The organism is Stenotrophomonas pictorum JCM 9942 (assembly GCF_001310775.1).
Lineage (GTDB): Bacteria > Pseudomonadota > Gammaproteobacteria > Xanthomonadales > Xanthomonadaceae > Stenotrophomonas > Stenotrophomonas pictorum.
Map to the genome: position 1 here is coordinate 1 of NZ_BAZI01000062.1, position 11407 is coordinate 11407.

Annotated in this window: 9 protein-coding genes and 3 pseudogenes; 2 read left to right on the forward strand and 10 right to left on the reverse strand. The window is 66.8% G+C overall.

Annotated features, from left to right (window positions below; translation table 11 throughout):
- Positions 1-133 precede the first annotated feature (133 nt).
- Positions 134-949 carry a restriction endonuclease gene (locus JCM9942_RS05370; RefSeq protein WP_256202309.1) on the reverse strand — a complete coding sequence of 272 codons (816 nt, stop codon included), beginning with the start codon at positions 947-949 and terminating at the stop codon, positions 134-136.
- The gene (locus tag JCM9942_RS20025) at positions 832-1314 is read right to left on the reverse strand and encodes a hypothetical protein (protein ID WP_157722791.1); all 483 of its coding nucleotides are present in this window, start codon (positions 1312-1314) and stop codon (positions 832-834) included. The genes JCM9942_RS05370 and JCM9942_RS20025 overlap by 118 nt, the downstream gene beginning before the upstream one ends.
- Before the next feature lie 123 nt (positions 1315-1437).
- Here JCM9942_RS20025 and JCM9942_RS05380 point away from each other — a divergent pair, with 123 nt between their 5' ends.
- On the forward strand, positions 1438-1692 hold the full coding sequence (locus JCM9942_RS05380; protein ID WP_145974309.1) for a hypothetical protein: 255 nt from the start codon (positions 1438-1440) through the stop codon (positions 1690-1692).
- 279 nt (positions 1693-1971) lie between these two features.
- Here JCM9942_RS05380 and JCM9942_RS18855 read toward each other — a convergent pair whose 3' ends face one another.
- Complete coding sequence (locus JCM9942_RS18855) at positions 1972-2130, reverse strand: hypothetical protein (protein WP_157722792.1); 159 nt, start codon at positions 2128-2130, stop codon at positions 1972-1974.
- A 226-nt stretch (positions 2131-2356) separates the two neighbouring features.
- Here JCM9942_RS18855 and chrA point away from each other — a divergent pair, with 226 nt between their 5' ends.
- On the forward strand, positions 2357-3694 hold the full coding sequence (chrA, locus tag JCM9942_RS05385) for a chromate efflux transporter (protein WP_256202308.1): 1338 nt from the start codon (positions 2357-2359) through the stop codon (positions 3692-3694).
- Between the two features lie 456 nt (positions 3695-4150).
- On the opposite strand, the pseudogene JCM9942_RS05390 reads toward chrA, so the two are convergent.
- From JCM9942_RS05390 to JCM9942_RS18125, 7 genes and pseudogenes are all read right to left on the reverse strand, one after another.
- Positions 4151-6209, reverse strand: a pseudogene (locus JCM9942_RS05390) (TonB-dependent copper receptor).
- Between the two features lie 62 nt (positions 6210-6271).
- Positions 6272-6628 (reverse strand): DUF2946 family protein, encoded by a 357-nt coding sequence (locus JCM9942_RS05395; RefSeq protein ID WP_218185458.1) that lies wholly within the window; start codon positions 6626-6628, stop codon positions 6272-6274.
- Between the two features lie 206 nt (positions 6629-6834).
- Positions 6835-7308 (reverse strand): SRPBCC family protein, encoded by a 474-nt coding sequence (locus tag JCM9942_RS05400; RefSeq protein ID WP_054658206.1) that lies wholly within the window; start codon positions 7306-7308, stop codon positions 6835-6837.
- A gap of 74 nt (positions 7309-7382) precedes the next feature.
- Positions 7383-8069: a DUF2461 domain-containing protein gene (locus tag JCM9942_RS05405; RefSeq protein ID WP_054658208.1), complete on the reverse strand. Its 687-nt coding sequence runs from the start codon at positions 8067-8069 to the stop codon at positions 7383-7385.
- Positions 8066-9508, reverse strand: a complete 1443-nt coding sequence (gene sbcB / locus JCM9942_RS05410; RefSeq protein WP_054658210.1) for an exodeoxyribonuclease I — start codon at positions 9506-9508, stop codon at positions 8066-8068. Before sbcB ends, JCM9942_RS05405 begins: the two co-directional genes overlap by 4 nt.
- Before the next feature lie 87 nt (positions 9509-9595).
- Positions 9596-10965: pseudogene (locus tag JCM9942_RS05415) on the reverse strand (FAD-dependent oxidoreductase).
- Positions 10966-10984: 19 nt separating this feature from the next.
- A pseudogene (locus JCM9942_RS18125) lies at positions 10985-11407 on the reverse strand (kynureninase/PvdN C-terminal domain-containing protein); the annotation flags it as partial.

The window sequence follows — 11407 nt, forward strand, 5'->3', positions numbered from 1 at the left end:
AGAAGCGGACATCATCTGATCACCTCCGATGCTTACAAGAGCATTCCTACGTGGCCTCAACGTAAAGCCCGCTTTACGCTTCAAGTGGCTAAGACCGGTGACACCGGACCGACTAATGATGGCGCCGACGCCATCAGTCCCAGAAGTCGAAGCCCAAGGCTTCCCCTGCCCAATGGCTGTAGAGATCTCCCCTTCCCCAGTAGCTCACGTCGCCATTTCGCTCCGTGCGAATGGCGCGGAACACCCCCCGGTCTGGCGTTTGGTAGTTCAGGCGCCCATCCAATACGGGCAAGACGAATCCGGCCTGCCCGTCGCTCGACGTCGCCTCCGATGGGATGGGCAAAAGCAGCGCACCGCTCGGAGTCTCCCGCAGCACCAGACAGAACGACGGATAACGCTTGAGGCAGCACACCAGAGCCGGGTGCGTGCCCGCCGCCCTTATCTCCGCCAGCAGGCGATCAACCGACTCAAGGGCTAGTGCCTTTGCCTTCGCGCTCTGCACTGCAACAGACGCCTCGTGGCACCAGGTCGTCACGTCCGACGAATCCGCCAGCAGGAGCTTCTTGTTTCGGCTGGCAAAGCGCTGGGCCACTCGCCGATACCGGGAGGTGGTCACAAACAGCCCAGACGCCTCTTCACGCAGGCTGTGCGCTTCCAATGCGGCGACGGCCTCCAGCCCAATCGGCCGGTGCTTTGCGTATCGCCGGGCTTGGACCAAGGTCAGTGCATCGCCCAACGGAGACTGAAGCCACATCCGGACATCCACGCCCTCATCGGCCGTACCGGGGCCGATCTGTGTTTTCCACCCCCGCGCAGTGAAAACGCTGCTGATCAGTCTTCGAAGTCGCGGTGAGGAAGCCGGTAAAGATCGTCCGGGTGTTCCGCAAAGTGTCGGTAGATGTCCCCCGACACGTCTGCCGTGTCCGCTTCGATCAGACGGCAAGTCCACTGCCATTGGGCCCATTGGTCGAACTGCTTCTGCAGCGCTGACTCGTAGTCGATGAGGTAGTAGTTGGCAGTGACTGCATCGTCCAGTTCGAGGTAGAGACCTATCTGCGCCAACTCTTCCCCCAGTTCATCGGCCTCTCTGGTTCCCTCGTTCAGGCATCGCGCCGGCATGCCATCGGAGCACAGCGTCAGGATCGACACACCCTCCCCAGGTTCCGTGTCGTAGTGCACCAATGGATTCTTGTGAGTGGAGTCTTCCCAAAACTCGTGCCGCTTGGCCCAGGCCTCCGTGATGGCCTGGGCTTGCAACACGATCGCTTCCAAGTGCGCATCCGGCGGGCTTGGCTGTTCCTTCGCTTTTGCCACGCTCACCCTCCCTGTCGACAGTCAAATGCTGCCATCGAAGAATCCGCGGCGCCATCCGCCGACGGCTGGCCAGGCTGGCTCGATTTGGGCATGCTCTTGGCCGCGCACCCTGCCCGAACGAAGATGACCGACTACACCCTGAACGACCACGCCCAGGACGTTCAAGACTTGGCAAGCTTGCGCGAGAAGTGGGAGAACTATTCGGGAAACAACCCGAGCAAGTTCCGTGCAGACATCGAAACGGCCAAGGCCACGCTTGCCCGAGTCGAACGAGCACTCAAGGACACTGGCGTGTTGTCGCGGACGACCCAAGAGGAGCTGGATGCGGCGCTGGACAAGGCGTACCCCAATGCGCACACCCGCCAGATCGTGCAATGAGAAGGTCAGCGCTTTCAGAAGCGATACACGCCAGTAGCCATCAGCCTCTCAAGGAAGACCGTACGAGAGTGGAAAGGCTTTTGGGTTCCACTGGCCGACTGAAATAAGTTCGGCGGCACAGTGGATCGGTCCCACGCTCGCTCGGCCCAACCCCGTCACGGTGGCAAAAAACGGGTCGGCAAAAAACGGGTCAGAGTCGTTTTAAAACTCTGATTCTTTCGAAGACTAAGACAGTTCGACAACAGAAGCGGACCTGCATCTGCAATGTGCTGGCACAACCTACATGTGCACGAGGTTCAGTGATGTCCCGGGCTGCGAGCTGCGGGCTTCAGCCCAGCGCCGCAGCAACACCAGCGTTTCGGTCCAGGCCTGGCCGCAGAAGCCGAGGTATTCGCTGCGCGGGTCCCAGCCGAGGCAGTGGAACTGCAGCACGGTCATCGGTTCGCCCTTGTGTACCAGGCACCGGGGCTGGCGCGGCGGGAGAGGTCGAAGCGGATCCCGGTGCAAGGCCCGGCGGAGACCGGGCTCTGATTGGCGTGGCTGATTCACTTGTGTCCCCGGTGATGGGGGCCTTCCGGCTCGGCAGGCTGGCTGGGATTCATCAACCGGCATCGCACGGCCGGGCAAAGACGCCGGGCGGGTAGGGCCCGCGCCGCCTGGTCCGGTGGATCCGGCGCTTGCTGGTGAAGGCGGTGGGTGCCGGGGCGTTGCCGAAGGCGGGCCGTCTTCAACTGGAGAGGCGCTGGTAGCATTGCGCAACGCAAGTGGCCTGTGCGAGACGCCGTTGTCCAACACTTCCCCCCAGACTCCACCGTCACCGGGCAGCGCAGGCGAGGTTTTCCGCATCTTTCTGCGCCTGGGGCTGACCTCGTTTGGCGGTCCCATTGCCCATCTGGCCTATTTCCGCGAGGAATTTGTCAGGCTGCGCGGCTGGCTGGATGACGCCCACTTCGCACAATTGCTGTCCGTGTGCCAGTTTCTGCCGGGACCGGCCAGCAGTCAGATGTGCTTCGCGATCGGCCTGTTCCGTGGTGGCTGGGCGGGGGCGCTGGCCGCCTTCGTGGCGTTCACCCTGCCGTCGGCCCTGCTGATGTTCGGATTCGCGCTGATAGCGCCCCATGTCGGACAAGGCGTGGGGACCGCCGCAGTGCACGGCCTGAAGCTGGTCGCCGTGGTCGTGGTCGCACACGGTCTGCTGGGCATGATCCGGCAACTGGCCCCGGATGCGCCGCGAGTCCTCATCGCTGCGGGGGCGGCCGTGCTGATCGTGTCCACCGGAAGTGCATGGGCACAATTGGGCGCCATAGCCCTGGGCGCCATGCTGGGATGGTGCTTCTGCCGGCAGGTGAATGCACCCCTGTCTGCCGCTTTCCCGGTGCGCTATGGCCGCCGCGGTGGCGTCGCGTTTCTGCTCGTCTTCCTGGCCGGCCTGGCGGGCGCGTTGATGTGGCCTGCCGCCGACGCCCCCACCGCAGCGGCGTTGGCTGCCGCGTTCTACAAGGCGGGGGCACTGGTCTTCGGCGGTGGTCACGTCGTGCTTTCCCTGCTGCAGCCGGCGGTGGTCGACACCGGCTGGGTGCATCCGGACACCTTCCTTGCCGGCTACGGAGCGGCGCAGGCGATGCCCGGGCCGATGTTCTCCCTGGCGGCCTTTGTGGGCGCCGAAGTGCCGGTGGGCTGGCCCGCCGCAGCCAGCGCGACGCTTGCGCTGCTGGCCGTGTTTCTGCCCGGCATCCTGCTGTTGCTGGCGGTGTTGCCGCTGTGGGAGCACCTGGCGCGGCGCCGTTGGGCCACCCGTGGCATAGCCGGTATCAATGCCGCGGTGGTGGGGCTGCTCATCGCGGCGTTCTACACCCCGGTCTGGACCGAAGGCGTACACGGCGTGGCCGATTTCGTCATCGCGCTGATCGGATTTGCCCTGCTGACCACCCGGCGGGTTTCGGCGCTATGGATCGTGTCGTGGTGCGTGGCAGCGTCCATCGTGGCGCGTCTGCTCAGCTAGCGATCCTGGCCGAGGCGCTGCCGGTCGCTGGCGGTTTCCGGCCAAGGTGTCTGAGGCCCGCGCCGCTGGCCGGATATCCGCACCACGGCGGCAAAGCCTGAAGCGCTCCGTCGAGAGAGCTGCTCGGGGTGGGGTGGCCCAACCTGCAGTCGGCCACGCCGCCGACGCTCCGCATTCACCGCCATCTGAGCTGCGTGGCGTCCAGCCGGCCATCAGGCGCAACCCCACCTCATGTTGATCCTGATGGCGGGGCCGTGGCGTCGGCACTCCACACCACGGCCGGCTTGTGCAAGGACAACGGCCATGCCCTCGCATCGGCCCGGCAGGCGGGGTGGGCGTCATGCCCCGGCATTGCGCGGTCTGGCGGCAGCGGGTGGGTGAGCTCAACCCGTGGGCGGACCTGACCGCCACGTCCACGGACACGGGTGCTGCCGTCCAGGCAGGCACCCGCTCCAGTCAGTAGTCCACGTTGAGCTTCACCCACGCGGAACGGCCAGGCTCGTTGAACCTCAGCGGATCGGCCGGATAGCCGAAGTCGGCACTGCCCGACAGATTCAGGTGTTCGCTGTAGGCCCGGTCGAACAGATTGTCGACACCGGCGGTCAGCTGCACGCGGTCGGTGAAGCGATAGCCACCATTGAGCGCCAGTGTCGCAAACCCCGCACTGGGACCGATATCGCGTCCGACCACCGTGCCCTGGTTGAGTGCCACGCGCGTCTGCCTGGACACGGCGCGAACCAGGACGCCGGCATTCCAGCGCCGGTTGTCGTAGCCGGCGCTCAGGCGGGCCTCCAGTGGCGGCATCTGCGGCAATGCATCACCCGAGGCACGGTTCTCGCCCCAGGCGTAGGCCAGCGTGCCGCCCAGCTTCCAGTGGGGTGCGGGGCGGAACTCGACACCGGCCTCGCCGCCGCGGATGTCCGCATCCACGTTGGCGGCCGAGGACATCATTCCCATCATTCCGCCCTCCATGTACGCGAAGATGATGTAGTCCTGGATGCGGCCGGCATACGCCGATACCCACGCATCGAACGTCGGGGCACGGTACTGCAGGCCGACATCCAGCTGCGTGGTCTTTTCCGGGTGGATGCCGGCGAAGGCATTCACCGCGCCCATCGGCCCCCGGTCGGGCGAGAACAGCTCCCAGTAGTCGGGCATGCGCGCGGTGTGGCCAAGGCCGGCGTACCAGGTCCCCCGCGTGGAGGTGGTGTCCTGTTCGAACCGCATGAAGGCGGCCGGCAGCGTCTCCTTGCGGCGGAGGCCGGCGGTGGGATTGGGCCTACCCATCATCTGCGACCGTCCGCTTGTCGGTCACTTCGGCGCGGTCCGCGCGGGCGCCCGACACCAGACGCCGGGCGGCGGAGAGCGTCCATGTCGCCTCGGCAAACAGACCAGCGTTCTGGAAGTTCGCATCGGTCACCCACGGCATCGCGAGGTGGGCGTTGCGTCCCATGCCGCCACGTTCGCGGTGCCGGCTCTGTTGCCCATCGATGCCCGCTGTCAGCTCCAGTCCCCCGGTTGCCCAGGTCCAGGCGTTGCGTCCGCCCAGGGTCCTGCGGTCCACCTGGGCGACCATCGGCATCGGCATCGAGCTCATCGGGTTTGGCGTGCGCAGGGTGTAGTTGTCCATCACGTGGTCGGCATAGTTGGCGAACACACTGGCTTCCACGCGCTCCAGGCTGCCGGGCAGGTTGGACTTCTCGAACCGCAGGCTGTAGCTCTGGCGCTTGAACTGCGCGCCGTCCATGCCCCGCCCGGCGTAGCGGGCGCTGCCGTCGCCAACGCCGGCATTGAACTCCAGCAGCGTGTCAGCGTCGGGCGTCCAGCCCAGAGCGAGGTCGGTGTTCCACTTCTTCCATGACGAGGGCACGACGTCGCCGGAACCGTCCCTGTAGTCGTCCGACTCGGAACGGTTGGCGCTGAGCCGGGCATAGCCCACCGGCATACCCGCGGTGGCATCGAGCACCTGGTCGTTGCGGCCGAACGAACCACCGAGCAGGCTTCCGGTCAGATCGATACCGGGCGTGTCGAAGCGCGGGGTCCGCCGTTCAAAGCGCACCGTGCCCGCGGACGCGCCCGGCCCCCAGCGCACCGTCTGCGGGCCCTTGATGACGACCAGCCTGTCGTAGGTCTCGGGCGAGACATAGGACATCGGATTGTCCATCCGGGCCGGGCACGCCCCCGGCATGCTGCCGTCGTTGGTCAGCAGGTTCAGCCGCGAACCGAACATGCCGCGCAATACCGGATCGCCATTGGTGCCGCCGTTGCGCACGGCACTGAAGCCGGGAATGGTTTTCAGGTAGTCGGCGCCATCACTGGCGGGCACCGGCTGGCGGGGCAGTTTCGGGTCTGTTTCATAGGTCAGTGGGGAGACGGGGGACGCGGTCACGACCACGGCCTCAAAATCGACCGGATCAGGCGCGGCGGCCTGTACACCGAACGGCGAGGCCAGGGCCGAGGCAATGGCAAGGGACAGCCACGACGCGCGCGGCGCCGGGCGGACTGGATGGGACATGGGAACTCCAAAACACAAGTGAGGCGACACCCGGGGCGTCGCGCAGGAATACCGCTTGTGGATCAGAGGAGGACGGGAGGACCCCGGCTGCCCAGGCCGCGCAGGTTCTGCCACAGGCGCAGCGGCGGATCAGGCTGCCCCGTCAGCCGGGCAGCCGCAGCACGCGGCAGCACCAAGCCCAGGAACAGGATGACCGGCAGGAGCAGATCGACCAGACGGCAATAGGAACAGTCCTCTCCCATCGCCGCATGGGGACCCTCGGAAAACGGCGTCTGCGAGGGGGATGGCGCGCCGGTGTCTACCCAGTGCATGCCGGTGGAGGTGCAAAGTTCCGTCCAGCCGGGCAGTACCTGCGGCCCGGTACCGGACAACACCCTGCTGGCCGACGGCGCGAGCGCCATCAGCAGCCCGGCGAGCAAGCCAAGCCGGCCGATAAATCGGAACAGGGTGGATGAACGGTTCACATGGAAAGTCTAGTCCAGTGCCCGCAGCCGATTCACCGGCGCCGGCCGCATCCAACCCCGAAAGAGCGCTATGTCATTGATATGAAAGCGTGCGACCAAGTGTCGCAGGCACCGGCGCGGTCATGCGGTGCCCACTTCCGGGACCCGCGGCAGGGGGCGGCTCAGTGATGGCCCGGGGTGCGGGCTTCGGCCCAGCGGCGCAGCAGGACCAGGGTTTCGGCCCAGGCCTGGCTGCAGAAGCCGAGGTATTCGCTGTGCGGGTCCCAGCCGAGGTGGTGGAACTCCAGCACGGTCATCGGTTCGCCTTCGTGGGGCAGGCCGCGCCAGGCGCCGGGGCTGGCGCGGCGGGAGAGCTCGAAACGGATCTCGGTACCGGACCAGGCCGAGGCGGGGCTCTGGCGGGGGTGGTGGCTGATCACCTCCCAGCGCACCCGTTGCCCGGGGAGGGTCTCCAGCACCTTCATCGCGACCACGCCATGACCGCCGCCGGGGTTGTGGCTGAGGAGGGTGTCGCCGTCGATCACCGATTGCTGGTGCGCGATCCACCACTGGCCCAGTCCCTCGGCGGTGGCCAGTCCGGCGTAGACGGTGGACAGGGGGGCATCGATCCAGAGCTGGTGATGGATGGCGGTCATGGCGGCATCCTCCTGTCGGGTGATACCGGCAAGCGTGCCGCAAAGTGCGGCAGGTGGTGTGAAGCCGGTTCCGCTCAGAACTCCAGATCCAGCGCCGCGCACAGGTAATCGATGAACGGTGCCAGCGTGGCGTAGTCCTTGACCAGGGTCTGGCGCAGCTGCGGGCTGCACATCTGGGCATCGGTCAGCGGGCGCGAATACACCCAGTTGCGCTGTTTCAGATCTTCGATGTGCGGGTGGTCGGCCGGGTAGCCGCGCGGCGGCCGCTGCAGCTTCTCGTCGGTTTCCATCGCAAAGCGGCGGACGATGGCCGGATCGCGTACGGCGCGTTCCCAGCTGGCCGGATTGTCGAAAATGAACTGCCGCACCTTGCGCATGCTTTCCGGCTCCGGGTGCCACAGGCCGCCGCCGAGGAAGCAGTTGTCCGGCTGCAGGTGCAGGTAGAACAGCGGCACGATCTGCAGGCGGCGGCGCTCGTGATAGAAGCGCGCGCCCTGCCAGGTCTTGTAGGGCGATTTGTCGTGGGAGAAGCGCGCGTCGCGCTGGATGCGGTACAGCGAGCCGCCCACGGTGCGCGAATCGGCGCGGAAATGCGGGCTGATCGCCTCGATATCCGGCTGCAGGTCGGCGATCAGGCGCAGGAACGGCTGGCGCACGTGCGCTTCGTACTGCGCCTTGTGGTCGTTGAACCAGGTCTTGTCGTTGTGCGCGGCCAGCCCACGCAGGAATTTGAAACTGGCATCGGAAAAATAGGCGGTCATAGCGATTGCTGCAGGTGCTGGCCCCAGTGCTGCAGATGCTCCAGCAGGGCGAGGTGCTCGGGGTGGTCGTGGTATTCGGCGCGCAGCTGCTCGATCTGCGCGAAGTGCTGCGGCAGGGTCTGCTCGCCCAGGCGGGCGGCTTCATCGAACAGGCGCAGGCGGCGGTAGTCGTCCCAACGGGCGCGGTCTTCACCATGCAGCGTCTGCGGGTGGTTGCGGGCGCGATAGCGGAACAGCAGCTCGGGCAGGCGTGGATCGCGGAAGCGGCCTTCCAGTTCGGCCAGCGCTTCGGGCGGAGCGGTGCGCACCTTGGGCATCAGCGCCTTGTCACCCTCGGCCAGGAAGCCGTCGTAGAGCGAGGCGTCGGCATCGACCGGGCCGGCCGCGCGCTCGCCGGCGAACACGCAGCGCACCTTCTCGGCCAGTTCCGGGCCGAGCGCGCGCAGCTGTTCGACCTTGGCCGCGATGGCGGCCGGATCGATAGCCAGGCGCTCGAAGTCGGGCGCGCGCAGGTGGTTCCAGGCCACCAGCGCCGGCACCTTGTTCAGATGCACTTCCTTCAACGGCACCCGCTGCTGGCCTTCGGGCAGATCGGCGGCGCGGGTGTACAGGCGCGCGGCAATCTCCTCGGCCGACAGGTCCAGCAGCTGCTGCACGTCACCTTCCAGATCGAACACGATCACCCGGTTGCTGATGTGCGGATGGCGGGTCAGTGGCAGCACCGGCGCGGCGCACAGCCGGCTGGCCGGGTAGCGCATGGAGATGTGCAGCACGGGGTTCATCGCCACCACGTCCAGCAGGCTGCCAACGAAGCGCTTGTCGCGCAGCTTCAGCGCGTAGTCCCACATGCGCGGCTGGGCCTGTTTGAAGCGGCGCGCCATGCCGATGGTGGCGTAGACGTCGGACAGCGCCTCGTGCGCGTCGCCTTCGCGGACATCGTTGGCGATGGCTAGGTGTTCGAGCTTGAACGAGGTGGCGCCATCCTCGCGCTGCGGCCACTGGATGCCCTCCGGGCGCAGTGCGTGTACCAGCCGCAGCATGTCCAGCAGGTCCCAGCGCGAGTTGCCGCCGCGCCACTCGCGCTCGTAGGGATCAAAGAAGTTGCGGAACAGCCCGTAGCGGACGAACTCGTCGTCAAAGCGCAACGTGTTGTAGCCCAGCGTGCAGGTCTGCGGCCGTGCCATCAGGTCGCTGATCCGGGCGAAGGCCTCGGCCTCGCTGACGCCTTCGGCCAGGGCATGCTGCGGGGTGATGCCGGTGATCAGCGTGGCGATGGGCGAGGGCAGCAGGTCGTCGGCCGGCTTGACGTAGAAGCTGACCGGCTCGTCGACCACGTCCAGCTCGACGTTGGTGCGCACCGCCGCGAACTGGGCGATGCGGGTACGGCGCGGGTCCTGGCCGAAGGTTTCGAGGTCGTAGAAGAGGAAAGTGTCGGGCATGGGGGTCTTTACCGGCGGCTAGTGGCGTGCGTCAGCCGTGGTGACGGCATCGTTCATCCGCGTGCGGAACGGTGCAGGGACAGGCCATCAGTGCGCCCCTGCCAGTACCGGCAGCTGCGCGTGGACGATCCGTTCCAGTGCGGCCCAGTCCATCCGCGCCAGCGTGGTGTGGCCGGCGGTGGCCTCGGCCAGGATGCGCTGCTGGATGCGGGTGCGTTCCAGCGCCACGGCATAGGGCGTGTGCAGGAAGGTGACCATCGTGTAATGCGGCACGAAGCGGGTGGGCCAGCGCGCCTGCAGCGCCTGTTCCAGTTCGCGTTGCAGCAGGAAGGCAGGATCGGCCACCTGGTCGCGCATCTCGATGTAGTTGTCCAGCGCCATCTGCTGGATCGCCGCGGCGTTGGGCTTGCGTTCGCGCTCGAACAGGGCGAAGGCCTGTGCGGGATCGGCGTTGGCGGCCAGCGCGTCGGCCAGGAACACGCAGTCCTCGAACGCGCAGTTCATACCCTGGCCGTGGAACGGCACCATGGCATGGGCTGCATCGCCGATCAGCACCGCTTTGCCGCCCTGATGCCAGCGATCCAGGTACAGGGTGCCGAGCAGGCCGGGCGGGTGCTGTTCCCAGTCGCGGCGCAGATCCGGAATCAGCGGCACCGCGTCGGCGAACTCGCGCTCGAACAACGCCTGCGCCTCGGCGCCGCTGCGCACGTTGGCGAAGCTGGGCTCACCGTCGTTGGGCAGGAACAGGGTGACGGTGAAGGTGCCTTCGTCATTGGGCAGGGCGATGCACATATAGCGTCCGCGCGGCCAGATATGCAGCGCATTGGCTTCGATCTGGAAGCGGCCGTCGGCATGCGGCGGGATTTCCAGCTCCTTATAGGAGTGGTCGAGGAACTCGGTGCGCTCGCCCAGCGGCGACTTGCGGTTCATCGCCGCACGCAGCGCCGAGCCGGCGCCATCGGCGCCGACCAGCGGTGTGTCGAAGTGGGTGTCGTGGGGGGAATCGTCGCGGTCGTCGATAAAGCGGGCGTAGCCGGCATCGAAATCCACGGTGTGCAGGCGACGGTGGAAGTGGAACCGCGCGCCGGCCGCTTCGGCCAGCTGCAGCAGGGTGACGTTAAGTTCGGCACGGTGTACCGACCAGATCACCTCGCTGTCATCACGGCCGTAGCGCTGCAACTCCGGCGTGCCGTGACGCGGATGCACCATGCGTCCACGCATCATCACCGCCTTGGCCATGACCGCCTCTTCCACGCCGGCCTGGCGCAGCGCATTGCGGCCGCGTTCGGCCAATGCCAGGTTGATCGAGCGACCGGACTCGTAGTCGGCGATGCGCGGATCGCCGCGGCGCTCGTACACGGTGATGCGCCAGCCTGGCGGGCCAGCAGGATGGCGAGCAGGGAGCCGGCCAGACCGGCGCCGATGATGGTGAGGCCGCGTGGGGCGGTAGTGGTCAAGTCGTGGGGTTCCGTCGGGTCATACACCGGCCCAGGTTTCCACTTCTTCGATGAAACGGTAGACATCGCGGTAGCGGTTGTACATCGGGGTGGGCGAGATGCGGATCACGTCCGGCTCGCGCCAGTCGCCGAGCACGCCGACCGACTGCAGGTACTCGAACAGCGAGCGGCCCTGTTCGCGTCCGCCGGCCACGCGCAGCGACAGCTGGCAGCCGTGACGCTCCGGCTCGGTCGGGGTGATGATCTGCAGCACGCCGTCCAGACGCGCGCGCACCATCGTTTCCCAGATAGCCGGTGAGCTTGAGCGACTTCTCGCGCAGGGCCGGCATACCGGCCTCGTCGAACAGCGCCAGCGAGGCGCGCAGCGGCGCGTAGCCCCAGCCACGGGCGGATTGCTCACGCTGCCAGCCTTCGGCGCCGACTTCGGGGACGAACTCCGGCG